Here is a 25,186-nt window from a genome sequence, read left to right on the forward strand (position 1 = left end):
GTCGGCCCGCCGCGCGTCACGGCGGCGGGCACGACGATGCCGTCACGCCGCGCGCTGCGCCTCCAGCCACGCCTGGAACATCAGCACCGTCCACAGCTGGTGCTGCCAGTTCATCCGGCCCGTCTGGTGCTGGCGCCACAGCCGCTCGACCGCCGCCGCATCGAAGAAGCCTTCTTCGCGCAGGCGCGACGGCCGCAGCAGCGCCTCGGCCCAGTCGCGCAGCGCGCCGCGCAGCCAGTGGTCGACGGGCGCGCAAAAGCCCTGCTTCGGCCGGTCGATCAGCGCGGACGGCACGTACCGGTCGAGCAGCCGGCGCAGCAGCGCCTTCGACTGCCCTTCGGGCAAGCGCACCGACGCCGGCACGCGCCACGCGAATTCGACGACGTGATGATCGAGGAACGGCATGCGCGTCTCGAGGCTCACGGCCATCGCCGCGCGATCGACCTTCGCGAGGATGTCGGTCGGCAGGTACGTGAGCGTGTCGATCGCCATCGCCTGCTCGGCGAAGCTCAGATGCGCGGGCCACGCGGACACCGTGTCGAGCGGCGTCGGCGGCTCCTGCCCCGACAGCGCGAGGCGCTCCGGATGATGCACCGACGACATCAGCAGCCGGTACAGCCCGATGCGGCTTTCGGCCGTCATCACATGGCCGAGCTTGTGCAGGCGATCGCCGATGCGCGACGTCGATTCGCGCGCCTCCACGCCGCCGCCCCACGCGCCCTGCGCGACGGCCGCCAGCTGGTCCGCGTGGTCGGGCCGCAGCGCGTGCAACGCGGCGGCGATCCGCGCGCGCACGGCGCCCGGCACGCGATGCAGCTTGCGCCACAGGCGCGGCGTCAGGAAATAGCGCGTGTAGCCGCCGAACAGCTCGTCGCCGCCGTCGCCGGACAGGCTCACCTTCACGTGCCGGCGCGTCAGTTCGGAGACGAGAAAGGTCGGGATCTGCGACGCATCGGAGAACGGCTCGTCGTAGATCGACGGCAGCTTCGGCACGACGCCGAGCGCATGGTCGGCGGTCACGTAAAGCTCGGTATGGCGCGTGCCGAGATGGCGCGCGACGGCCTTCGCGTAACCGGCTTCGTCGTAGCCGGCCTCGTGGAAGCCGATCGTAAACGTGTCGACCGGCGTCGCCGATTGCGCCTGCATCAGCGCGACGATCGCCGACGAATCGACGCCGCCCGACAGGAACGCGCCGAGCGGCACGTCGGCCTCCATCTGCCGCGCGACGGCCTGCCGCAGGATCGCGTCGAGCTGGCCGACGGCTTCGTCGGGGGTGCCTTCGAACGGCTGCGCGCGGCCCGCCTCGATCGCCTGTTCGAGCGTCCAGTACGCGCGCAGGCGCGGCGTGTCGCGCGCATGTTCGAACTGGATGTACGTGCCGGGCGGCAGCTTGCGGATGCCGCGATAGATCGTGTAAGGCGCGGGCACGCTCGACTGGCGCAGGTACAGGCACAGCGCGTCGCGGTCGACCGTGCCGTCGAAGCCCGGGTAGCCGCGCAATGCCTTCAGCTCGGACGCGAACACCAGCGCGTCGCCGATCCGGCCGTAGTAGAGCGGCTTCTCGCCGATCCGGTCGCGTGCGAGCGTCAGCACCCGCGACGCGCGATTCCACAGCGCGAACGCGAACATGCCGGTCGCGCGGCGCAACGTGGCCTCGACGCCCCACGCGACGATCGCCGCGATCAGCACCTCGCTGTCGGAGTGGCCGCGCCACGCCGGTGCGCGCCCCGCACGCTCGAGCTCCGCGCGCAGTTCGCGATGGTTGTAGATTTCGCCGTTGAAGACGAGGACGTAGCGGCCGCACGCGGAAGCCATCGGCTGCCGGCCGTGCACCGACAGGTCGACGATCGCGAGCCGCCGGTGGCCGAGCGCGATGCCGGCTTCCGGGTCGACCCAGATCCCCTGCCCGTCCGGCCCGCGATGCGCGAGGCTCGCCGTCATTCGCGCGAGCGTGCCGCGCGCTGTCTCCTCATCGAAGGCGACGCTATTCAGAAAGCCGTCGATTCCGCACATTGATTTGTCTGCCCCTGTTGACCAGTTCCGTCACGCACCGCGCAACCTCGCGGCCCGCCGTCGGGCATGACGGTCGAGCCATATTACGAAGAAATAAATCAGCAATAATTCACCAGTGAATGTCGGCACCGTCCGGAAAAAAATGGACGTCAAGTGCCGCGTGCGGATGGTCGCGCAAGGGGCCATATCGAATCCGGTGAGTTGGCCGGCAAGCGTTGCGGATGAAAAAAGGGCCGTATGCCGACGGCAACGCCGCCACGCCACGCCGCCGTCAACCGGCGCCGGTCGCCCATTTCAGCAACTGCGCGACCTCGCGGAAATGCTGAGGCTGGATCGTGCCGTTCTCGGGCGTCGTCTCGTACAGCGCCTGCGCGAGCCCGACGTTCGCGAGCGTCGGGCGCAGCGCGTCGCGGGCGAGCCGCACGATCCGCTCGGCCGCGTCGCCCTCGCCGCGCGCGAGTACCCACGGCAGCGAGCCCATCCCGCCGTAGTAGAGCGCGACCGCGACGCGCGGCGAATAGACGACCACCGACGCGTAGCCGATCCGGTCGGGCAGCGACGCAAACTGCACTTCGCGCGCGAGCTGGCGGCGCTTCGCCTGGATGTGCGGATCGCCTTCGTCCTCCTTGTGCTCGCGCCGCACTTCGTCGATCGACATCTTCATCTTCTGGTTGAACTCGTGCCGCTGGTGCACGATGTCGATCAACGCCATCACGATGTAGATCAGCGCGGCCCAGCCGAACAGCAGCATCAGCAGCTTCACGATCAGCGCGAGGATCGAGACCGGCCGCGTGAAGCCCGACTGCACCGACGGATCGAGCGACTCGACGATCAGCCAGCCGAGCGTCGCGACGAGCAGCGCCGTCTTCAGCAACATCTTCGCGAGATTGACGAGGTTGCGCAGCGACCACAGGTTCTTCATCCCCTCGGCCGGGTTGAGCCGCGACAACTGCGGCACGAGGCGGCTCCACGCCATCACGCCGCCCACCTGCACGAAGCCCGCGAGCAACCCCGCCAGCAGCCCGGCCGCGACGATCTGCGCGGACAGCATCGCCCAGTCGCGCGCGGCGCCGTCGATCAGCACCGCGAGCCGCGCGGCCGGATCGGCCGCGCCGACCGCGTCGAACACGAGCCGGAACAGCGCCTGCAACCGCGCGAACAGCGAACCGATGCCCACCGCGAGCGCCACGCACACGCCGACGAAGAACGCCGACGACACCGTTTCCGCGCTTTTCGGCACGTCGCCTTTCTCGCGCGCCTCGCGCAGGCGCTTCGCGGTCGGCTTCTGGTCCTTTTCGGCCATGTCGGCTCCCGCGCGCTCAGCCGCCGCCGTGTGCGGCGAACAACGCGCGCAGCAGCGCCATCAACCCGCTGTCGGGGCTCAGCAGCGCATGCAGCGACGCGTACACCACCGGCAGGAACAGGATCATCATCAGCATCGCGAGCGCGCTCTTCAGCGGCTGCGAGAACACGAAGATGTTGAGCTGCGGCACCGCGCGCCCGACCAGCCCGACGCCGAGCTCGACGAGCACCAGCACGATCGTGACCGGCGCGGCGAGCTTCACCATCCATTCGAAGATCGTGTCGGTCTGCCGCACGATGAAGGTCTGCAGCATCGACGAGAAATCGGGGCCGAGCGAGCCGATCGGCCACCAGGCGTACGACTGCGCGAACAGTTGCACGAGCACCTGCAGCCCGCCGGCTGTCACGAACAGCGCGATCGCGACGAAATTCAGGAATCCGGAAGTCGGGCCGCCCTCGTGGCCACCCATCGGATCGAAGAACGCGGCGCTGCCGCTGCCGGTCTGAAAATCGATCAGGTAGCCGACGCCCTGGATCGCGAACAGCACCGCGCTGAACGCGCCCGCGAGCAGCATGCCGACCATCGCCTCTTTCGCGACCAGCAGGCACCACATCAGGAACGGCAGCGCGGCCACCTGCGCGGCATCGATCGTCGGCGCGACGAACGCGGCGATCACGACCGCGATCCCGTTGCGCACGAGGCCCGTGATGATCTGCTCGTTGAACACCGGCACGATCAGCATGACCGGCAACAGACGCGGCATCACGTAGAGCAGCGGCCGCAGCATGCCGGCGACGTCGTTGAAACCCGCGGCCTGGTCTAGCATCGGCGCTCCGCGGCGGCGGACGGGACGGAATCGTCGGGCATGGCGGGTGCGTCCGATGTATCGGATGCATCGGCTTCAGCGGCAGCGGCGGCGCCCGTCTCCACGTCGGTCATCGCCGCATCGAACGCGGCGGCGGCCTCCGGCGACGTGGACCCGTGACCGGCCGCGTCGCCCGCGCCGGCCACCCAGGTGCCGCCGGTCGCGAAGCGTCGCACCGCGTAGCCGTCCGCGACGTCGTCGGCGTCGCGCTCGACCCGCGCGGCGCGCGCATGCAGCGCCTTCTCGCCGGCTTTCTCCAGCTTGTCCTCGGCGGCCTTCGCCTTGCGTGCGGCGCGCTGCAGGTCGGCGAGCGTCGCCTCGTGGCCGCGATGCACGTGCGCGGCCTCGCTCACCGACGCGTTCGCGGTGCCGATATGCCGGTCGAACGTGCGCGTATCGGCCGCCGCGTTCTGCAACGCGCGCGCTTCGCGCACGTCGTCGGCCAGGCGCGTCTGGATCGCGGCCTTCGCGGCGACCTGCTGCGCGAGCTGCGCCTGCGCGGCCGCCAGCGCGCGCCGGCTCTGCGCGGCGATGCCCTGCTGGCGCGCGGCCGCGACGCGCGCGATCTGGCTGCGCATCTCGCGCACCCGCTTCAGGCGGGCAAGCGTCGCGAGCACGAGGCGGTCGTCGGCTTCAGACATGATCGTTCGCCAGCTTCGTCAGTTTCGCGAGCAGCGCGTCGAAGCGCACGTCCTCGTCCGACGCCTGCGCGCAGAACGCGCCGATCGCGTCGCGCGCGCGCAGCGCGAGATCGCCGAGCCGGTCGCTGCCTTCGCGATACTCGCCGATCTGCACGAGCAGCTCGATCTCCTGGTACTTCGCGATCAACTCGCGCACGCGCGCGGCCGCATGCTGGTGCGCGCGGCTCGCGACGAGCGGCATCACCCGCGACAGGCTCGCGAGCACGTCGATCGCCGGATAGCGATTCGCGAGCGCGATCTTGCGCGACAGCACGATATGGCCGTCGAGGATCGAGCGCACCTCCTCGGCGATCGGGTCCGATTCCTCGTCGCCTTCGACGAGCACCGTGTAGAGCGCGGTGATCGACCCGTGCGCCCCCTGCCCCGCGCGTTCGAGCAGGCGCGGCAACACCGCGAACGTCGACGGCGGGAAGCTGCGCCGCGTCGGCGGCTCGCCGCTCGCGAGGCCGACCTCGCGCTGCGCGCGCGCAAAGCGCGTCAACGAATCGACCAGCAGCAGCACGCGCTTGCCCGCATCGCGGAAGTGCTCGGCGATCGCGGTCGCGACCAGCGCGGATTTCACGCGCTCCATCGCGGGGCGATCGGACGTCGACACGACGACGATCGACCGCGCGCGCACTTCCGGCGACAAGCTGTGCTCGATGAATTCGCGCACCTCGCGGCCGCGCTCGCCGACCAGCGCGATCACGTTCACGTCGGCCTGCGCGCCGCGCGCGATCATCCCGAGCAGCGTGCTCTTGCCGACGCCGGACGGCGCGAAGATGCCGACGCGCTGCCCGATGCCGAGCGTCATCAGCCCGTCGATCACGCGCACGCCGGTCGGAAACGGCGTGTCGATCATCTTGCGCGCGAGCGGGTTCGGCGGGTCCTGCTGCGTCGACACCCACGCGGCGCCCGTCACCGGCCCGCGATCGTCGAGCGGCCGGCCGAGCCCGTCGAGCACGCGGCCGAACAGTCCTTCGCCCACCGGAAAGACATGTTCGCGCCCGGACGGCACGACGGTCGTCTCCGGCGACAGGCCGGCCACGTCGCCGAGCGGCGTGAGCAGCGTCGTCTGCCGCGAGAAGCCGACCACCTCCGCGAGCAGCGTCGGCTGGTTCGGCGTGCGCAGCTCGCAGATCTCGCCGAGCCGCGCGCGGATGCCCGTCGCGTTCAGGATCTGCCCGACCGCGTGGTTGACGCGGCCCTGCACCGAGACCGGCGAGAAGAACGCGAGCCCCGCGTCGAGCTCGCCGACCAGGCGGCCGCGATCGAACGGCGCGTCGTCGTCGCCGAACGACGGCGGATCGTCGAGCGGTGCGCTCATCGCGCGGCCCCTTTCAGCGCGTCGCGGCGGATCGCCTGGCGCAGCGCGTCGATCTGCAGGTCGAGGCTCGCGTCGATCCGCCCGGACGGCGTCTCGACCGTGCACGCGTGGCGTTCGAGCTGCGCATCCTCGACGATGCGGATCTTCTGCCGGTTCGACTGCCCGGCGAACGCGCCGTCGAGCGCGTCGCGCATTTCGTCCGTGCGGCCGGGCGCGACGCGCACGATCAGGAACGCCTCGTCGCGCACGAGCGGCGCGATCCGCGCGAGCGCGGCCTCGTACAGCTTCTGCGTGCTCATCTCGCCGACGATCGCGCGCACGGCCTTCACGACGATATCGGCCATCGCATCCTTCATCGTTTCCATCGTGCGCGTCGCGGCGAGCGCCTGCGTGTAGGCCTGCGCGGCCTGCTCGCGCTGCGCGCGGCGCATGCCTTCGTCGTAGCCGGCCGCCTGGCGCTTGTCGAATTCGCGCTGCGCGTCGGCGACGATGCGCGCCGCTTCTTCATGCGCGGTCGCGATCACCGCGGACGCATCGAGCAGCGCCGCGTATTCGCGCTCCTTGAGCACCTTGCGCTCGGACAGCAGCTGCAGGTTGTCGCTCGTGATCAGAAAAGCCAGTCCCATGACGCAAGCCTCTCGGGAATCAGAAACAGGAACATCAGTTCGCCGAACTGGTCGCGCTGCGCGCGGTTCAGCCAGTACGGCGCTTCGTCGTCGATCGCGCGGTTGAATTTCAGGCGCACGCGCCGCGCCACCGCGTCGCCGGCCACGCCGATGAAATCGGCGAGCAGGCGCCCGCCGCGCGCGCGGATCACGACCGGCAGCGCGGCGGGATCGGCGCGCCACGGTTCGAGCGTTTCGGCGAGCGCGCCGAATTCCGGCGCGCGTTCGAGCGCGAGTTCGAGCGCATCGCCGCCGAGCCGCGCCGCGACTTCCGCGCGAATGCGCCGCCCCGCCAGCGCGTCGCGCAGCCATGCGCGATGCAGCAGCAGCCCCGCATACGCGGCCAGTTGTTCGAGCGCCGCGCCGGGCAGCAGCGCAAGCCGCGCGCACGGGCTCGCGACGTCGAAGTCGTGCCGGTCGGCCACGCCGTGCAGGTCGAGCAGGTGCCGCGCGAGCAGCTTGCGGCCGGCCGCGCCGAACGCGTCCGGCGAACGATAGCGCGCGGGCCAGTCGGCCGGCACGCGCGTCACGTGCAGATAGCGGTCGGGCCGCAGGTTGAAGTCGCAGACGAGCGCATGAAACGCGGCAGCGCGCGCGGCGGGCGGCGGCGCGAGCGGCTGCAGCCACGGCAGCGGCGCCGCCTCGCCCGCCTCGCCCGGCGGCAGCGCGTGCGGGTCGCTCATGCGCCGTCGCGCGCGCCGTCCGGCGTACGCAGCCCGCCGCCTGCCTGCTGCGCGGCCGAACCACCGCCGTTCGCGCCGCGCGGTGCGCCGACCAGGCCCGCGAGGCGCGCGCCGAACATCCCGCGCCGGGCGGCCGACAGCGCGATCACCGCGCAGGTCAGCAGGATCAGCGCGAACACCAGCCAGCCGAGCGGCGAGCGCAGCCGCAGGATGTCCGACACAGCGCTGCCGATGCCGTCCACCCGCGTCGCGCGCGCGGCGGCCGGTTGCAGGAACAGCGACACGTTGTCGTACTGCAGCCCTTCGATGCTGTGCGCGACGAGATCCTTGACCATCGGCGCCATCGCGCGCAGGTCGACGCCCGGCCGGTAGCGGATGTACACCGCGGCCGACGACGGCTTGATCTTGTCCGCGAGCGGATCGTTCTCCGGAATCACGACCTGCACGCGCGCGACCACCACGCCTTCGATGTCCTGCAGCGTGCGCGACAGGTCCTGCGACACGCCGTACAGATAGCGCACGCGCTCCTCGGCCGGGGTCGACACGAGCCCCTGCTTCTGGAACAGCTCGCCGAGGCTCGCATAGCTCGGCTTCGGCAGCCCGTTCGCCTGCAGCACCGTGAGCGCCGCCTGCATGTCGCCGTCCGCGACGCTCACGAGCCACGCGTTGCGGTCCGACGTGTCGCGTGCATCGTTGTCCTTCGACGCGCTGATGCCCGCGTCGCCGAGCACCGCGACCATCTGGTTCGCATCGCGCTCCGACAGGCCCGAGTACAGCTCCTTCTGGCACCCGGCCAACAGCACGAGCAGCCCCGCGAGCAGCGCGCGCGCCGCCCGGCTGCGCCACGCATGCATGCGCGGCGTCGAATCGATCGTCGTCATCGTTTGTCCGCTTCAGGGCGCGCGGCCGTTGCAGGCACACGCACCGGCTTTCGTCACTCCTGCGTCTTCAGCACCGTGTGCGTGAAGCCGTTCGCCGCCTGCGCAACCGACAGGCTCAACTGGTATTCCGAAATCGTGGTGGTTGCCGTCCACTGGAAATCCATCGCCTTCACCATCGTCATCAGCGGATCGCTGCGGCTGTCCGCCATCGACGTCAGCATCTCGCTGCGGTGCTTGTCGATGTTCGCGTACCGCGAATCGAGATCGTTGCCGTAGGTGCGCAACCGCTCGACGAGCGACGACTGGTTCGCCTGCGCGGGCGTCATCTGCACGACCGGCGCCGCATCCGCCGGTGCGCGCGACATCGCGACACCGGACGAAGACGGCGGTGCGGCCGACGACGCGCCCGGCTGCATCAGCGCATCGAACTGGCGCACCTGCGCCGGATCGGACGTCGCGCCCGTTTGCTGTGCGGCACTCGCGAGCGCGGCTGCGCCCGGCGGCGCCGCGCCTACGCCTGTTACCGACATGATCGTGTCCTCCTTGACCGGCAGGGCCGGAAACGGGCCGGCCGGCACGCACCCACGCCGCACCGGGCGCCCGTCACGGGCGGCCCCGGCATCCGGCGTCGCGCGGCACGGCCGGCGACCGGCATCACGCGCGGCCGGCGGAACTCAGGTGTTGCGCGACCTGGGCGTTCGCCGTCCCCTCCTGCGCGGTCACTGCGTTGCTGGTTTCGAACGTCGCAGTCGATTGCTGAACCTGGAAGTTGATCTTCGTCAGTTCGAGCTGCGTCTTGGTCAGGTCGTCGGCCTGTTGCTGGACTTGCTTCGTGTCGGTTGCGCTACCGGTGGGGGCAGTCATGTTTCGCTCCTTTACGTGACGTTCACTTGCGTTGCCGGCGGCGGCCCCATGCCCCGCCGATGACGTGACGCGCCGCCTGCCGGCGACGTGTCGCGTGATGCGCGCAGCGCGATTCGCGCTGCGCCTGATTCGTCGCGACGCTAGTGCGCCGCCTCCTTCGTCGATACACCGGCCGCCGGCTCGCGCGGCAACAGCGTCGGCCCCGGCACCGGCTGCGCGACGCCCGCCGCCGCACCGCTCGCGAGCGGCGCCACGGGCGGCGCCGGCGCCTGCTCGGGCGCACGCGCCGACGGGCCGCCGAGCGGCATCGTGATGCGCTGGCCGTTGCGTTCGAACACGACCTCGTCCGGGCCGATCGACACGACGGTCGCGCCCTCCTTCAGCCGCGCGCCTTCGAAATAGCGGCTGCCGTCGACCGTCTCGATGTAGCGCTGGTCGCCGTCGCCGGCGAACACGGTCGTGATCTCCGGAATGCCCGCCGTGCCGCCGAGTGTCGTCGCCGTGCGCGGCGCGGCCGCATCGGCATCGCGCACGTGATCGACCACCTCGAGCGCCGGGCGCGCGTCCTTCATGTAGTTGCGGATGCGCGGCTCGATCTGCGCGCGCGCGGCCGTGCCCGTCAGCTCGATCCGGCCGCGGCCGAGATACGTGACCGTCAGCGCCGTGTCGCTGAAATAGGTCTGCGCGGTCGCCACGAGATCGCTGACCACGTAGATGTTGCCGAGCGCCGCGTTGTCGACGCCCGCGACGATCTGCGCGACGCGCTCGCGCGCGGCCGGGTCGCTCACGTAGCCCGACACGATCACGCCGTCGTCGCGCGGCGCGACCGCCAGCTCCGGATACGCGTGCAGCAGTTGCTGCAGCCGGTGCGTGCGCGCGAGCACCGATTCGTGCTGCCACGGCAGCCGCCCCGACCACGCGACGAAGCCGTAGCCGAGCGCGCCGAGCAGCACGCCGACCCACAGCGCGACCAGCGCGATCACGAGCCGCCGGCTGCCCAGCCGCCGTAGCCCGCCCGTGAGCCAGCCGAGCCACGCGGCTTCGCGCGCGGCGTCCGGCGCATCGGTTTCGTCGGGCACCGCGACGCTCGCCTGCGCATGCCGTGCGATGCCGAGCCGGATCGAGCCGACCGTCACGACGTCGTTCGGCGTCAACGAGCGGCGGCCGGTGCCGAGCGGCTCGTCGTTGAACAGCACCGGCGCGCCGGCGTCGCCGCCGTGGTTCTGCACCGTCACCGCGAGCGCGCCGACCTGCAGGCACACCTGTTTCGCGCCGATCTCGCGATCGGGCAGGATCACCTCGCAGTCGGCCGCCGTGCCGACCCAGTTCGCGCCGCGCGCGAGCGACATCGTGCGGCCGTACATCGGCCCGCTCAGGAAGCACAGGTTCCACGGCGACGCGAGCGCGGCGGCCGAGCCGGCCCCGCCCGCCGCGCCGCCGGGCAATGCGCCGTCGCCGTGCGGATCAATGATGCTCGTCGACATGCGTGACCACTCCTGCGGTCGTCGCCGCGGGCTGCGACGCCGCCGTATCCTTCGGCGGCGGCAACGCGGGCGGACCGAATTTCGTGCCGGGCAGCGGCTTCGGCGTCAGCGGCACCGTGACGTCGTTGTCCGGCGGGCGATACATCGACATCCCTTCCTGGCTCGCCGGACCGTCGACGCCCGGATTCACCGGCGAGCCGTCCGGCGCATACATCGACGCGCTCGTCACGACCCGCGGCGTCAGCAGGTAGAACCGCTCCATGTGGTTGCCCGACTTGTCGGTGTACTTGAACAGGTTGCCGATCAGCGGGATGTCGGACAGCCAGGGCACGCCGCTCTTGTTCAGCCGCACCTCGTCGTCGTTGAAACCGGCGATCAGGAGGCTCTTGCCTTCGTCGATCATCGTCTTGGTGACGATGTTGCGCTGCTGGATCACCGGCACGTTCGACACCGCCTGCCCCGGCACGATGTTGCCGTCCTGGATGTCGATCGACATCATCACGCTCTGCGGGTTGCCCGACACGGCCGCCGCGTTGCGGATCGCCTCGTCGACGATCATCGGCGTCACCTTGATGCTGGTGCCGGTCGTCACGCTGTACAGCGACGAATCCTGATAGCCCGGCACCTGCACGTAGAACTGCGTGAGGTTCTCGAGGATCGCCTCGGTGTTGTCGAGCGCGAGCACCTTCGGCTTCGATCGCAGTTGCGCCTGGCCTTTCTGCGCGAGCGCGTTCACGCGCGTGAGCAGGTAGTTGCGCAGCGACCCGCCGATCGACGCGGTCAGCGCGATGCCGGTCGGCATGAAGGCGCCCGTCTGCCCGGTTTCCGACGTGCCGATGCCGAACGTCAGCGGCGGATTGCCGGCGCCGTTGTACTGCGTGTTGCCGTTCAGCGCGTTCTGGCCGTTGCCGATCTGCACGTCGCCGTGCGTCGTGTGCAGGCGCCAGTCGATCCCGAGGCTGTCGAGCGAATCCTCGTTGATGTCGATGATCGTCACGTTGATCTCGACGATGCGCGGCCGCTCGTCGAGCTGGCCGATCAGCGACTGGTAGCGGTACATGTTCTCCGGCAGGTCGCGCACGATCACCGCGTTGATCGCCGGGTCGGCGACGATCTGCGGCAGCGTGTCGCCGCCGCCGTTGTTCGAGAACGGCGAGAAGCCGCCGCCCATGCTGCCGTCCGCCCCGCCATAACCGCCCTGCCGCGGGCCGCCGGAAATGTCGGGAAAGTCGAGCCGCGGCACCGCGATCGTCAGCCCCGAGCCGAGCTTCACCTGGCGCGCGGCCTGCCCGAGCGGCGTGCTGGACGGCGCCGCGGTCGTGCCGCCGCCCTTGCCGAACAGCCGGCGCAGGATCGTCGCGACGCCCGGCACCGTCACTTCCTTGCCCGAGCGGTTGATCGTGAAGTCCGACGCCCAGCCGTATTTCAGCCGGAACGCGCGGATGTCCGCATGCGCGCCGTTCGCCGACGGATCGCCAACCGAGCCGACCGCCTGCCGCACGAGCTCGACATAGCGGCGCGGGCCGGCCACGTAGACGCTGTTCGCGCGATCGTTGATCACCAGCGTGTAGCGCTTGTCCGGAATCTGCATCGCCTGCAGCGCGCGGCCGATTTCGCCGGACGCATTCGGCGGAATCGGGATCATCTGCGTCTGCGACTGGTCGGCCGGATCGACGTACAGGAACGAGCCGTCGTAGTACCACGTGAGCCCGTAGGTCGAGCAGATCGTGTCGAGCGTCTGCTGCGGCGTGCCGGAGAAGCGGCCGCTGATCACGCCGTCGACCTTCGGGTCGACCACCGCCGTCACGCCCTGCGACGACGCGAGCTCGCGGATGAAGTCGCCGATCTTCTTGCCGTTCGCGACGATCGTGAACGGCTTGTTGCGCCAGCGCAGGTCCGCGGCGCGCGCATGCTGCGCGGGCGCCATGCACAGCGACGCCGTGAGCAGCGCGGTCGCGCACACGGCAAGCGCGGCCCGTTGCAGGCTGCGCGGTTGAAACCGGATCGAGGCGACGCGTCGACGCATCAAAGGACTCCTGTGGAAGAAACGAACATGCGTTCCAGCGCCTGCTGCGCGAAGCGCAGCACTTCGCCGCCGAGCCAGCCCGACAGCAGCACGAGCGCGACCATCACGGCGATCAGCCGCACCGCGATGCCGATATTGGCGTCCTGCACCTGCGTGACGGCCTGCAGGATCGCGACGACGAGGCCCGTGACGGTCGCGATCAGCACGATCGGCAGCGACAGCAGCAGCACGAGCATCAGCGCCTGGCGCGTCAGGTCGAGGATCGTCGAGCTCGTCATTGCACGGCCCCCGGCGCGCGCACGTCGGCGCCCGCGCCAACCGTGCCGTCGTCCGGCGGGTTCTTCACCCAGCCGACCGTATGCAACTGCACGTCCTCCTCGACTTCCTGGTACGACAGCACCGCGAGTTCGGGCAGCACCGGCTGCAGGATCGTCTTCACGTAGCGGCGCGCGCCGAGCGCGACCATCACCGCGAGCCGCGCGCCACCCTGCGCGTTGCCGTGGCCGCCGGGGCCGGCCGCCTGCGCGGCCTGCACGATCGCGCGCACCTGTTCGCCGATGTCCTGCTTGACCGCGCTCGACAGCGCGAGGAAATTGCCCTGCTTGGTGCGCATCACCGCGCTCTCGATCCGCTCCTGCAGGTTCTGCTCGAACAGCACGACCCGCAGCTGGCGCGCCGTGCCCGCATGGCGATCGGTGATCATCCGGCGCAGGTCGACGCGCACGAGCTCGACCAGCGCGATCACGTCGTCGGGCTCGTTCGGCGCCCACGTGATCAGGCTCTCGAAGATCACGCGCAGGTTCCGGATCGGCACCTGTTCGGCCAGCAGCCGGCGCAACACTTCGGTCACGCGCTGCAGCGGCACGAGCCGCGTCAGTTCGCCGACGAGCTCCGGATGATCGCGGCGCACCAGATGCACGAGCGCCTGCGTCTCCTGGATGCCGAGCAGCTCGTCCGCGTGCTGGCGCACGATCTGCTCGACGTGCGCGGCCAGCGCGCTCTCGCTCGACAGCCACTTGCCGTCCGGCGCCGCGCCGTCGGGCTTGATCCACAGCGCGGTCGCGAACGGGCCGAACGCTTCGGCCGGCTGGCGCTCCGCGCGCTCGGGCAGCGGCGCGACGCCGTCCCACAGCAGCCAGCCCGGCTTCAGCGCGCCGTGCGCGACGAGCACGTCCTGCAGGTAGATCCGGTACGTGCCGGCCGGCGCGCCTTCGTCGTCGTTCAGCGTGATACGCGGGAATACCGTGCCGATGTCCGCGTCGACGCGCGCCTTCGCGCTCGACAGCGCCGCCTGCAATTGCGCGAGGTTCAGGTTCGTGCGCAGGTCGTCGGACAGCGACACCGCGATCAGCGACGTGACGCCCGCCGCGTGCGACACCTTCGCGGGCTGGCCGTCGTCGGCCGCACCGACGCGCCCCGCGACATGAATCAGGTTGAAGCTCGGCGCGGACGTCTTGCGCTTCAGTTGCGAGAACGCGAAGGCGCCGAGGCCGAGCGCGATCAGCGCGAACGACCATTTCGGGAAACCGGGCACGACGAGAAAACCGCTCAGCACGAACGCCGCGATCAGCAACGCGCGCGGATGCGCACCCAGTTGCTCGCCGAGCTGTTCGCCGAGCTGGCGTTGCCGCGCATCGCGCGTCGCGACGCGCGTCGTCACGATGCCGGCCGCGATCGACACGAGCAGCGACGGAATCTGCGACGCCATCCCGTCGCCGACCGTCAGGATCGCGTAACGCTGCAGCGCTTCGCCGATGTCCATCCCGTGCATCAGCGTGCCGACCGCGATCCCCGCGACGATGTTGATGAACGCGATCACGAGGCCCGCGATCGCGTCGCCCTTCACGAACTTCATCGCGCCGTCCATCGCGCCGTGCATCTGCGATTCCTGCTCGAGTTTCTCGCGGCGCTCGCGCGCTTCGTCGGCGCTGATGATGCCCGCGCGCAGGTCCGCGTCGATGCTCATCTGCTTGCCGGGCATCGCGTCGAGCGAGAAGCGCGCGCCGACTTCGGCCACCCGCTCCGACCCTTTCGCGATCACGATGAACTGCACGACCGCGATCACGAGGAACACCACGCCGCCCACCACCACGTTGTTGCCGACCACCAGACGCCCGAACGCGTCGATCACGTGGCCGGCGTTCGCATGCAGCAGGATCAGCTTGCACGACGCGATGTTCAGCGCGAGCCGGAACAGCGTCGTAAACAGCAGCAGCGCCGGAAACGACGAGAAGCTGACCGCCGACGGCACGTAGGTCGACACCGTCAGCAGCACGACGCTCGCCGCCAGATTCAGCGAGATCATCCCGTCGAGCGCGGCCTGCGGCAGCGGCAGGATGAACAGCGCGACGACCGCGACGATGAAGGTCGCGAGAAACAGGTCGGCGCGCGGCGACGCGCCCCCGAGGCGCCGTCCGGACACGCCGCGGCCGGCGGAAAACAACCGCTGCCAGTCGCGGGGGAGCGCCTTCGGTTCAGCCATCGTGCCGTCGTCCTGTCGTTATCGCCGGCTGGCACGGGCAACCCTTCCCCGTGCTGCGCGGACCGTTGAATGGGACGAGTGTAGCGACGGGAAACGGCGGAAAAAGAAGCGCGCCTCGTAGCGTGAAAGCGCGTTTTCCTCAGACGATCGAATCGGACTACGAAACCCGGCGGCCGGCTCGGGCACGCGCCGCCGGAACCGCTTCCATCGCGCGCCGGGCCGCCGGCGCGCGCCTGCGGCAGGGGTCGGGTCAGGACGGCAGCCGGCGCGCGGCGAGGTACGCGAGCTGCGCGCGGTTCTGTACGTTGAAGAGTTTCTCGAGCGAGCGGATGTGGTGCCCGACCTTGTGCAGCGACGTGCGCAGCGCGCTCGCGATCTCCTGGTCGGACAGCCCGTGCACGAGCCGGTCGAGCACCTGCTGCTGCTCGTCGCCGAGCGCGAAGCCGCGCATGCGCGCGACCCGCGCCTCGAGGAACGGCAGCGCGACGCGATGCACGGCCAGACTGACCGACAGCGCGCCGCCGATCACCCGATCGTCGATCCATTCGGTGCCGTGCGTTTCCGACGTCACGTTTACCGCGACGCGCAGGTCGAGCCGCGGCGCCGACAGGCTGAAGATCACGCCGCTGTTCATTGCGTGCGCACGCAAGTGGCCGGCGAGCGCCAGCACCTTGCGGTCGCCGCTGCCGTGCGCGGCCGCCTCGATCTCGTCGAGCCGCCACGCGACCGGGAAGCCGCTTTGCCGCACCTGCGCGAAGCGCGGGTCGCTTTCGTACAGCATCCCTTCGATGAACGGCTGCATGAACGTCGCCGGCGCGAGGTCGCGCAGCAGATGCGCGCGCAGAATGCGCCGCCCGATCATTTCGTACGCGCCGTAACCGAGCGTACTGAATCCGATTTGCCGCAATCGCGCATGGCATTGCGCGAAATCGAATGACGCAAGGTCGGTTTTACCGGACGTGATTTGAATACCGGTAAAAACGTCACGCTCGATTGCGTGATATTCGTTCGAATAAGCGGCGGCGGCCGCTATATCGGCTTGTGAGAACCACTCGACGCGTGGTGCGCCGTCAGCATATGTCATGAGGAGCCCGCCCTTTCCCAATATGTGAAACTGCGCCCCGTCACGATCTGGTCTTTTCTTTATGATTTTCTGGTCGTCGTTATATGCGCACGAACATGAACCTTTCGCCGCAATTAGTATTACGGCATATTACCCACACACCGGCATTTTTGTACAATGCCCCCGCGTTTCGTCAGGGATGACGATCGGCGCATATCACAACGATGCTCGGTCGCACCGCCGCGAATGCCGTACACGATACGGCCGCCGCCAGGCGATGCGCGTCGATTCCGAGGGATGGCTCATGTCCGATATTGCATTGCATGAAGAAGCGGTCGCCCCAACCACCTTGTCCCGCTCGTCGCGCGGATTGAACGCCTGCGCGGACACGCTGCGCGAGCGCACCGTGCAGGTCGTCTGGTGCGACGACGTGAAACGCGGCGACGTCGCGCAGCCGCACGCGCCGAAGCTCGGCGTCGCCGATACGCTCGCGCACGCACAGAGCACGGCCGAGCGCAACCGGATCGTCACGAGCCTGCTGCATCTGACAGGCTTCTCGACGTTCGCGTACTTCGCCCTCGAATTCGCGCGCGAGCGCGTCGAAAGTCTCTACCTGCACGAAGCATTCACGCCGGCCACCTATCGCGGCGACTACGTGCGCCACAACCATCACGACGTCGATCCGCGCACGCTCGGCGCGCGCGTGTGCAACATGCCGATCGTGTGGGACCTGCAGCAATTGCGCCGCGAACACCGCGAGCGCGACGACGACTCGTGCGTGAGCCCGGCCGCGCTCGACGGCTTCCTGCAGACGATGCAGGACGACGGGATGTGCAGCGGCATCATGTATTCGATGGCCGTGCCCGGCACGCGGCTGCACGCGTTCATGAGCTTCACCGCGCCGCGCCGCACGCGCGAATGGATCACGCCGGCGACGATCGAGCAGGCGCTGTCGATCGGGCTGTCGGTACACAAGTTCGCGTCGCCGCAACTGATCTCGACGTCGCGCGAGCGCGCGGTCAACGGGCTCACGCCGTTCGAGCAGGAGTTGTTGCTCGGCATCGCCGAAGGCGCGTCCGACAAGGAGATCGGCCGGCGCCTCGACACCAGCGCGCACAACGTCGACTATCACCTGCGCAAGCTGCGCAAGCGCTTCGGCGTCGCGAACCGGATCCAGCTCACGTACCTGACGTCGAAGCTCGAGCTGATCTGACGCGCGGGCGACGGCGCGGCGCAGTTTCGTTTCGCCGATCGCGTAAACGCACATGCCGGCCTCGCGGGCCGGCATGTTCGGGTTGCGGCGCGGCGCCGGGCCGGCGCCGCTTCCTCGTGGACGGTCGCCGTTACTTCAGCAGCGTCATCTGCACGACCTTTACGATCACGAGCCCGACCGCAATCACCAGATAGCCGCGCAGCACGGCCATCCAGATCCGCGTCGCGAGCGTCATGTTCTGCGGCTCGAGCGTGTCGAGCGGCGGCATGCGCCACGTGTCGCGCAGCGAACGATCGACGGCCGGCTCGACGACGCGCTTGTTGCGGCGAATCAGTACCGTCGCGAGATAGCCGGCGATGGCGAGCACGGTGCCGCCCACCAGCACGTCGACGATCGCCTCCCCGCTGATGTCCGGATACATCACCGACGCGGTCAGGATGATCGACAGCAGCACCAGCACCCAGATCACCGCGCCCGTGAACACGTTGAGCTTCGTCGAGTTGACCCAGGGCCCAAGCACCTGACGGTCGTTGCACAGCACGAGCAGGAACACCGTCGCGCTCGGCAGCAGCACGCCGGCCAGCGTCTGCACGGCTTCCGTCAACAGGCCGAGCGGGCTGCCCGGAATCAGCACGAGCGTGGCCGCCGCCGCGACGATGCCGAAGTAGACGAGATAGAAGCCCTTCGCGTCGGTCACGCCGCGGTGCAGCGAGTGACGGATCTTGAACACGTCGCCGATCGCGTACGCGGTCGACAGCGACACGGCCGCCGCGCCGATGATGCACGCGTCGAGCAGCGCGATCGCGAACAGCGTCGCGCTCGTGCGGCCCGCATACTTCTCGAGGCCGGCGATGATGCCGCCCGCGTCGGTGAAGTTGCCGGCTTCCGGATGGCCGCCGAACAGCGCCGAGCTGAAGCCGATCATCGCGACCGCGCCGACCAGCACGAACGCGATGCCGATCCACAGATCGGCTTTTTCATACTTCATGAAGCGCGGCGTGATGCGCTTGTCGATCACGTAGCTCTGCTGGAAGAACAACTGCCACGGCGCGACCGTGGTGCCGACGATCCCGATCACGAGCAGCATCACGTCCGACAGCTTCGCGTGCGCGGGCCAGTTCGGCACGAAGAAATCGCGCGTCATCTGCGCGACGGGCGGGTGGATCGACACGAGCACCGGCACGAGCAGCAGGCTCAGCACGCACAGCCCGATCGCGAACCGCTCGAAGCGCCGGAAATCGCCGGTACTGACCGCGGCCATCGTCAGCGCGGCGGCGACGCACACGCCGGCCACCTTCGGCAGCCCGAAGAAATCCAGCACGAACGTGATGCCGATGAATTCGGTGACGATGGTCAGCGCGTTGAGCAGGAACAGGTCGATCACGCTGAACGCGCCCCAGAACTTGCCGAAGCGTTCGAAGATCAGCCGCGCATGGCCGACGCCCGTGACCGCGCCGAGGCGCAGCACCATTTCCTGGTTCACGTACAGCACGGGCACGAGCAGCAGCAGCGTCCACAGCAGCGTCGTGCCGTAGTTCTGGCCGGCCTGCGTATAGGTGCCGAATGCGCCGGCGTCGTTGTCGCCGACCATCACGATCAGGCCCGGGCCGATGATCGCGAGCAGCGTACGCAGGCGCGCCCACCACGTGCCGCGTGCGCCGGTGTCGTGGTGCGGGATCGTGCCGAGCGCACCGCGGATGTCGCCCAGGTGGGCGTCGTCGAGCACGGCGCTGCGGTCGACCGCGATCGGTGGAGAGACGTTGGAGGGCGTGGACATGATGTGTTCCGTACGGCTAAGGGTTATGCGATTCGATGAGCGTGCGACCTTGGCATGCGCGCGGGACGGCCGCTCGAAGGCGGCCGCACGTGCGCATGCCGAGGCGCGCTCGGCGTGTCTCTTTCAGCGGATCAACGCTTTCAACTGGTTCAGCAGGCGGGAGAACACCCGCGGACGGGCGTCGAGCGTCAGCATCGCGTCGTAGTGGGGGCGCGATTCCGTGACGTGCGGAAGGGTCGACAGCAGAAGGCCGAAGTTCATGGTCTGGCTCCGTGCGGCGACGGCAGGCGTGCCGGCCGCGTCGTGGGCGCGGGGCCAGCCAGGGGCCTGAACGACGTGTCAGGCTAGTCGGCCGGCATGTCCCCGCGACCCGGGTTCAAAAGGGTCTGCGTATGCAGCGGGCATAAGGGACAACTGTCACTGTCGTTCATGGCGGCTCCTGTACGGTGTTCCGGGGAACACGGTTGACCGCCGTCCGGCGTGCGGGCCGGCATTCGCGCGCCCGGGAAACGGATGCGCGAACACGGCCGCCTGCCAGGCGGCGGTGAAACCGGACAACGCATGCGAGAACGCATCACGCTAACCGGCGCGAATCAGGGTGCACGTAGGGAGTTGCTGCGGAAATACTGCTGCGCGCACCGTTTGCCCGGGAGACAAACGGCGGCTTCGATGAGGCGCGGACGTCGGTCGCTCAGGCGGAAATTTCGTTCGAAGATCGACTACTGCAGGCGTCCAAGGCGGCGGCCCCAAGAGTGAAGATGGCGGATTCTATGGACCGCGCGAAAGTGAAGTCAACCCCTCGAAACCCCGTTTTTCGAAATAAATTTCCCGCATGACGCAACTGAAAGATTTGCCCTTGAATTGACGTACCGAAACCTTTCAGCGGGCGATGACGCGATCGCGCGCCGATGCGTGCAAGCAACGGTGCGGCGCAACGCGCAACCACCCGCTTTGCCGTTGCCGGGCGGGCGTGTGGCGGCCCTGGGCCGCCGCGACGCGCACACCACACGGCGCAACCGTCATGCGTTTTCTACTTGCGCCGCAGCAAAAGTCGCGACTACAATCCGCCCCAATTCATCACGGGAGTCCCCTCCGTGGATACATGCTCTAGTTGCAGTTCGATGCCGGTCCAGGCCGGCCAAGCCATCGCGAGATAGCAGCCAGACGCATGTCTTTCGCCGCTAGCTCGCACTCGTCGGGTTAGCGCGCCTCCATCCGGGCCGGCCATCGCCGGTTCGTCAGTCGCACGCTCCGTTATGTTCCATCCTCCGATCGCAGGCCGCGTCACGCACCCGCGCTCGATCACGTCGTCCGGCGTCCGCCGGACGGAACGGAGGCAGCGTCATGTTCGTTCAATCGTTCGCGGTCAAGCTCAAGCGCGTCGTACACGTCGCGTGCGACCGCTCTTTTTCCGGCCGCTCGCCGCTCGCCCGGGCATTCAGCCGCTGGCGCGGCCGGGCCCTCGCCCACGTGCCGACGGCGCCCCGCCCGCTCGATTGCGTGCTGATCGCCGCGACGGCGGCCGCGCTCGCGCTCGCCGCGCTGCTGTGCTCGGTCGCGCCGCGCGTCGGCTTCGCGCAGGTCTGGCGCGTCGGCGGCTGGCTGCCGTAAGCCCTGCTCCGTGCGGGCCGCCTCGCCATGCGTCCCGCATCACGTTCCCGTTTCTTCAGCCAAACTAATCAAACTGCCAACGGAACCCAAATGAAGAATCACCTCGCACCCGTCCCGCGCAAGCGCCGCCTCGATGCGCTCACCGCGCTGCTGCTGTCGCTCGCCGCCGCGCCCGCATTCGCGCAGGCATCGTCGCCCGCCGCTGCCGAACCGGCAGCCGGCGCGAGCGATGCCGCCGCCCCCGCGCAACAGGCCGCCGATGCTGCCGCGCCCGCTCCGACCGGCTTCTGGGAGCGCTCGAACCTGCTCGGCAACATGGGTGGCCTGCGTGACGTGCTCGACGAGCACGGCGTCACGCTGAGCCTGCAGGAGACCAGCGAGTACCTGTACAACACGTCCGGCGGCACGGGTCGCGGCGGCGCATACCAGGGGCTCACGCAATTCGGTTTCAACGTCGACACCGGCAAGGCGATCGGCCTGCCGGGCGGCACGTTCAACGTGTCGGGGCTGCAGATCCACGGCACCAACCTCACGCAGCGCTACCTGCAGACGTTGCAGACCGCCACCGGCATCGAGGCGAACTCGACCACGCGCCTGTGGGAACTCTGGTACCAGCAGTCGCTGCTCGACGGCAAGGTCGACGTGAAAGTCGGCCAGCAGAGCGTCGACCAGGAATTCATGGTGAGCCAGAACGCGGCGACGTTCATGAACGCGACGTTCGGCTGGCCCGTGCTGCCGTCCACCGATCTGCCGTCCGGCGGCCCCGCGTACCCGCTGTCGTCGCTCGGCGTGCGGCTGCGCGTGAAGCCGGCCGATGCGTGGACCGCGATGGTCGGCGTGTTCGACGGCAACCCGGCCGGCCGCACCGACGGCGACGCCCAGGTGCTGAACGCACACGGCACCAACTTCAACCTGCGCAGCGGCGCATTCGTGATCGGCGAGGTGCAGTACGCGCTGAACGCGCCGCCCGCCGATCCGAAGGCCCCGCAGCCGGCCGGCCTGCCCGGCACGTACAAGCTCGGCTTCTGGTATCACTCGCAGCACGCGGACGATCCGCGCTACGGCACCGACGGGCTGTCGCTCGCCGATCCGGCGAGCAACGGCACACCGGCCACGCATCGCGGCAACTACGGCTTCTATGCGGTCGCGGACCAGATGGTGTGGCGGCCGTCCGCCGACAGCCCGCGCTCGGTCGGCGTGTTCGCGCGCCTGATGGGCTCGCCGGGCGACCGCAATGTCGTCGATTTCGCGGCCAACGCCGGCGTGACGCTGAAGGCGCCGTTCGCCGGCCGCGACAACGACGTCGCCGGCATCGCGATCGGCTACGCGAAGATCGGCTCGCATGCGCGCGGCCTCGACGGCGATACCGGCGTGTACACGACGCCCGGCTATCCGGTGCGCCGCGCGGAAACCGTCATCGAAGCGACCTACCAGTACCAGGTCGCGCCGTGGTGGCAGGTGCAGGCCGACCTGCAGCACTTCTTCCGTCCCGGCGGCGGCATCCCGAACCCGAACGCGGCCGGCGCGCGCATCGGCGACGAGACGGTGGTCGGCGTGCGCACGACGATCACGTTCTGACGCGCGCCGCATGAAAACGCGGGCCGGACGGCCGCTTGCGCGACGGTCCGGCCCGTGCGATTGCTCGCCGTGTGGGCACGCGGCCCGCGCCGCGCACCGCGCATTACTCGCCGTACAGCCCGAGCAGTTTCAGCGTGACGCCGTTGGTCCAGCCGAAGCCGTCCTGCAACGGATATTCGCCGCCGCCTCCACCGCCCGTGCCGGTACCCTCGACCACGTACTTCTCGACGAGCTTGCCTTCGGTCGCATACACATGCTTCACGTCGGACAGGAAACGCGTGCCGATGTCCTTCGCGAGCGCCGGTTCGCCATAACGGCGCAGCCCGTCGATCGCGATCCACTGCAGCGGCGCCCAGCCGTTCGGCGCATCCCATTGCTGGCCCGTGTTCTCGGTCGTCGTCGCGAGACCGCCCGGCTGCAGCAGCGTCTTGCGCACTTCGCGCGCGGTCGCCTTCGCACGCTCCGGCCACGCGACGCCTGCAAACAACGGATACAGCGCGGCCGCCGTCACGCCGTCGCGCGGCTTGCGCAACTGCCAGTCGTAGTCGCCATAGTAGCCGCGACGGTTCCACAGGTAATGATTGATCGCAGCCGCACGCTTGCCCGCGCGCGCTGAAAAATCGGCCACGCATGCGATGTCGCGCGTGACCGCACAGCCCTTCACGATCGTCGTCTCGAGATGGAACATCAGGCTGTTCAGGTCGACCGGCACGATCGACGTCGTGCGGATCGTCGCGAGCGTCTTGCCGTCGCCGAACCACCGCGAGCTGTAGTCCCAGCCGCTTTCGGCGCCCGCGCGCAGGTCGCGGTACACCTCGTTCGCCGGACGGGACGGCACCGACTTCGCGGTCGTCACGTCCTCCAGATACGACTCGTCGCGCGGCGTATCGCTCGCATCCCAGTAGCGGTTCAGCACGGCGCCGTCGGGCATCGCGACCACGTGGCGCGCCGCCTGCCCGCGCGGCGTCGTGGTCTCGCCCTGCATCCAGTACGCATGTTCCTTGCGCAGCGCCGGCAGGTATTTCTGGTAGACCTTGTCGCCCTCGACCTGCGCGGCGAGCGTGACCATGTACGCGAAGAACGGCGGCTGCGAGCGGCTCGCGTAGTACGTGCGATTGCCGTTCGGGATGTGGCCGACCGTATCGATCAGGTATGCAAAGTTGTCGAGCATGTCGTCGACGAGATCCTCGCGCCCCGACACCTGCAACCCGAGCATCGTGAAATAGGTATCCCAGTAGTACCCTTCGCGGAAACGGCCACCCGGCACGACGTACGGCTTCGGCATCGGCATCAGCGAACTGTACTGGGGCACCGTGACGCTCGTGCGCGTGAGCTGCGGCCACAGCCAGTCGATGTGCTGGCGCAGCGTCTGGTTCGGCGGCGGCGTCACGCCGCCTGCCGGGGGCGGCGTGAAATGCTGGTCGACGAACGCCTTCAGCGAGAAGCCCGGCTGCGATTTCTGTTGCTGATACAACTGCACGATCGTCGCGGGGTCGGTATCGGGCGTTGCGTCGACGAAGGTCTTCTGGTCGGGATAGAGCTGCGCGGTCTGCACCGCGACGAACAGATCGCCGTAGAGCTGGCTCGGCGGCGGCAGCGTGCCCGACGCGGGAGCGGCAGCCGCTGCGGTGGTAGCCGGTATCGCGGACTGGCCGGCCGCTTGCGCGGCGGCCTGGTTCGCATTGTCGGCCTGCGCGGCGCAGCCGGCGACGGCGAGATACGCGATGGCCAGTGCGGCGGCCCAGCGCAGACGCGGCGCGGGCGGTGACTGACGCGACGAGAAGCGAGATGCAAGCGGTGCGGCACGACGTGACGTCATGGCGTGTCCCCTCCTTTCGATGGTGAGTGGATCGGCACGAGGTCTCGTTCGCGCGCGCGTTCGTCTCGATGGCCTTCGATCGATACGCGTCATGTTGTGGTGCGAATGGGTCCGACTGTCGCACGAAACATGCATCTCAAGCAAGTTTCGATTCGCGCGATTCCCGGAGATAACCGCGCACCGCCCGCCACGCCCGCGCTTCGAGCGCGTGCGCATCGGTTTCGCCGCGCGCGCCCGCCGCATCGACGATGCCTTTCACGATCGCGAGCAGATCGTGCGCAATCACGTCGGGCGCGGCGACGCGCGGCGCATCGCGCAACCCGAGCGCATGCAGCAAGGTCGCGTGGATGCGGTCGACGACGCGCGCGTTGCGCGCACCGAGCGGCAGCCGCGCCTCCTCGAAATCGATCAGCCGCGCGAGCACCGGCCGGCGCATCTGGTGCGCGACGGCCCCGCGCACCAGCGTGCGCAGCACGTCGTCGCACGACGACAGCGCGGCCGCCCGGTCGACGTCGTCGAGCAGATGCGCACTCTCGCGCTCGACAAGCGCAGCGGTCAGCGCATCGCGGTTCGGAAAGTATTGATAGAGGGAACCGATGCTCACGCCGGCCAGCGCGGCGACCGCGTTCGTCGTGTAGCCGTCGAAGCCGTCGCGCTCCAGAATGCGCGCGGCGGCCTCGACGATCGCATCGACGGTGGCCACCGAGCGGCGCTGGCGCGGCGCCTTGCGGGGCGACAGCGGGATGCGCGAAGACGAGTCGGACATGGCGGGAATGCGAGTTTCGAATATGAGCAAACGCTCATATTCTAGAAACGCACCGCCACTCCGTCAAAAGGAATCGCCATGACCGG

Annotated in this window: 22 protein-coding genes; 3 read left to right on the plus strand and 19 right to left on the minus strand. The window is 69.2% G+C overall.

The window, feature by feature from the left end:
- Positions 1-42: 42 nt before the first annotated feature.
- The 15 genes from asnB to H0X95_RS25440 all read right to left on the minus strand — a co-directional run bounded on the left by asnB (position 43) and on the right by H0X95_RS25440 (position 16,357).
- On the minus strand, positions 43-2,013 hold the full coding sequence (gene asnB / locus H0X95_RS25370) for an asparagine synthase (glutamine-hydrolyzing) (protein ID WP_059722002.1): 1,971 nt from the start codon (positions 2,011-2,013) through the stop codon (positions 43-45).
- Between the two features lie 271 nt (positions 2,014-2,284).
- Positions 2,285-3,316: an EscU/YscU/HrcU family type III secretion system export apparatus switch protein gene (locus H0X95_RS25375; protein WP_006495898.1), complete on the minus strand. Its 1,032-nt coding sequence runs from the start codon at positions 3,314-3,316 to the stop codon at positions 2,285-2,287.
- Positions 3,317-3,332: 16 nt separating this feature from the next.
- Positions 3,333-4,142 (minus strand): type III secretion system export apparatus subunit SctT, encoded by an 810-nt coding sequence (gene sctT / locus H0X95_RS25380; RefSeq protein ID WP_006489708.1) that lies wholly within the window; start codon positions 4,140-4,142, stop codon positions 3,333-3,335.
- A complete protein-coding gene (locus H0X95_RS25385; protein ID WP_006495896.1) occupies positions 4,136-4,822 on the minus strand; it encodes a hypothetical protein in 687 nt (228 codons plus the stop codon). Before H0X95_RS25385 ends, sctT begins: the two co-directional genes overlap by 7 nt.
- On the minus strand, positions 4,815-6,188 hold the full coding sequence (gene sctN / locus H0X95_RS25390; RefSeq protein ID WP_006487564.1) for a type III secretion system ATPase SctN: 1,374 nt from the start codon (positions 6,186-6,188) through the stop codon (positions 4,815-4,817). Before sctN ends, H0X95_RS25385 begins: the two co-directional genes overlap by 8 nt.
- Positions 6,185-6,814, minus strand: coding sequence for a type III secretion system stator protein SctL (gene sctL, locus H0X95_RS25395; protein WP_006487566.1), 630 nt, complete (start codon positions 6,812-6,814; stop codon positions 6,185-6,187). Before sctL ends, sctN begins: the two co-directional genes overlap by 4 nt.
- Positions 6,796-7,536 carry a SctK family type III secretion system sorting platform protein gene (locus tag H0X95_RS25400; protein ID WP_048989439.1) on the minus strand — a complete coding sequence of 247 codons (741 nt, stop codon included), beginning with the start codon at positions 7,534-7,536 and terminating at the stop codon, positions 6,796-6,798. The genes sctL and H0X95_RS25400 overlap by 19 nt, the downstream gene beginning before the upstream one ends.
- Positions 7,533-8,417: a type III secretion system inner membrane ring lipoprotein SctJ gene (gene sctJ, locus H0X95_RS25405; RefSeq protein WP_059722001.1), complete on the minus strand. Its 885-nt coding sequence runs from the start codon at positions 8,415-8,417 to the stop codon at positions 7,533-7,535. The genes H0X95_RS25400 and sctJ overlap by 4 nt, the downstream gene beginning before the upstream one ends.
- A gap of 53 nt (positions 8,418-8,470) precedes the next feature.
- Positions 8,471-8,947 carry a hypothetical protein gene (locus H0X95_RS25410; protein WP_059722073.1) on the minus strand — a complete coding sequence of 159 codons (477 nt, stop codon included), beginning with the start codon at positions 8,945-8,947 and terminating at the stop codon, positions 8,471-8,473.
- A gap of 124 nt (positions 8,948-9,071) precedes the next feature.
- A complete protein-coding gene (locus tag H0X95_RS25415) occupies positions 9,072-9,281 on the minus strand; it encodes a hypothetical protein (protein ID WP_006486267.1) in 210 nt (69 codons plus the stop codon).
- 140 nt (positions 9,282-9,421) lie between these two features.
- Positions 9,422-10,765: a type III secretion system inner membrane ring subunit SctD gene (gene sctD / locus H0X95_RS25420; protein WP_059721999.1), complete on the minus strand. Its 1,344-nt coding sequence runs from the start codon at positions 10,763-10,765 to the stop codon at positions 9,422-9,424.
- Complete coding sequence (gene sctC, locus H0X95_RS25425; protein ID WP_059721997.1) at positions 10,746-12,791, minus strand: type III secretion system outer membrane ring subunit SctC; 2,046 nt, start codon at positions 12,789-12,791, stop codon at positions 10,746-10,748. The genes sctD and sctC overlap by 20 nt, the downstream gene beginning before the upstream one ends.
- Positions 12,791-13,069, minus strand: a complete 279-nt coding sequence (gene sctS / locus H0X95_RS25430; RefSeq protein ID WP_006480854.1) for a type III secretion system export apparatus subunit SctS — start codon at positions 13,067-13,069, stop codon at positions 12,791-12,793. Before sctS ends, sctC begins: the two co-directional genes overlap by 1 nt.
- Positions 13,066-15,273 (minus strand): type III secretion system export apparatus subunit SctV, encoded by a 2,208-nt coding sequence (gene sctV / locus H0X95_RS25435; RefSeq protein WP_006487865.1) that lies wholly within the window; start codon positions 15,271-15,273, stop codon positions 13,066-13,068. Before sctV ends, sctS begins: the two co-directional genes overlap by 4 nt.
- A gap of 250 nt (positions 15,274-15,523) precedes the next feature.
- Positions 15,524-16,357 (minus strand): helix-turn-helix transcriptional regulator, encoded by an 834-nt coding sequence (locus H0X95_RS25440; protein ID WP_006487859.1) that lies wholly within the window; start codon positions 16,355-16,357, stop codon positions 15,524-15,526.
- A gap of 283 nt (positions 16,358-16,640) precedes the next feature.
- On the opposite strand from H0X95_RS25440, the gene H0X95_RS25445 reads away from it, so the two are divergent.
- Positions 16,641-17,549: a helix-turn-helix transcriptional regulator gene (locus tag H0X95_RS25445; protein ID WP_034178602.1), complete on the plus strand. Its 909-nt coding sequence runs from the start codon at positions 16,641-16,643 to the stop codon at positions 17,547-17,549.
- 130 nt (positions 17,550-17,679) lie between these two features.
- Here H0X95_RS25445 and H0X95_RS25450 read toward each other — a convergent pair whose 3' ends face one another.
- Together H0X95_RS25450 and H0X95_RS25455 are read right to left on the minus strand one after the other, a co-directional pair.
- Positions 17,680-19,326, minus strand: coding sequence for an Nramp family divalent metal transporter (locus H0X95_RS25450; protein ID WP_006487872.1), 1,647 nt, complete (start codon positions 19,324-19,326; stop codon positions 17,680-17,682).
- A 123-nt stretch (positions 19,327-19,449) separates the two neighbouring features.
- The gene (locus H0X95_RS25455; RefSeq protein ID WP_006487867.1) at positions 19,450-19,587 is read right to left on the minus strand and encodes a hypothetical protein; all 138 of its coding nucleotides are present in this window, start codon (positions 19,585-19,587) and stop codon (positions 19,450-19,452) included.
- 1,083 nt (positions 19,588-20,670) lie between these two features.
- On the opposite strand from H0X95_RS25455, the gene H0X95_RS25460 reads away from it, so the two are divergent.
- Entirely contained in the window at positions 20,671-20,937 is a 267-nt protein-coding gene (locus H0X95_RS25460) for a hypothetical protein (protein WP_006487869.1), read from the plus strand.
- A gap of 90 nt (positions 20,938-21,027) precedes the next feature.
- On the plus strand, positions 21,028-22,515 hold the full coding sequence (locus H0X95_RS25465) for a carbohydrate porin (protein ID WP_196446259.1): 1,488 nt from the start codon (positions 21,028-21,030) through the stop codon (positions 22,513-22,515).
- 103 nt (positions 22,516-22,618) lie between these two features.
- Here H0X95_RS25465 and treA read toward each other — a convergent pair whose 3' ends face one another.
- On the minus strand, positions 22,619-24,334 hold the full coding sequence (gene treA, locus H0X95_RS25470) for an alpha,alpha-trehalase TreA (RefSeq protein WP_196446260.1): 1,716 nt from the start codon (positions 24,332-24,334) through the stop codon (positions 22,619-22,621).
- A 136-nt stretch (positions 24,335-24,470) separates the two neighbouring features.
- Positions 24,471-25,100: a TetR/AcrR family transcriptional regulator gene (locus H0X95_RS25475; protein WP_062910360.1), complete on the minus strand. Its 630-nt coding sequence runs from the start codon at positions 25,098-25,100 to the stop codon at positions 24,471-24,473.
- Positions 25,101-25,186 lie beyond the last annotated feature (86 nt).

The organism is Burkholderia sp. 9779_493, assembly GCF_015712215.1.
GTDB lineage: Bacteria > Pseudomonadota > Gammaproteobacteria > Burkholderiales > Burkholderiaceae > Burkholderia > Burkholderia cenocepacia.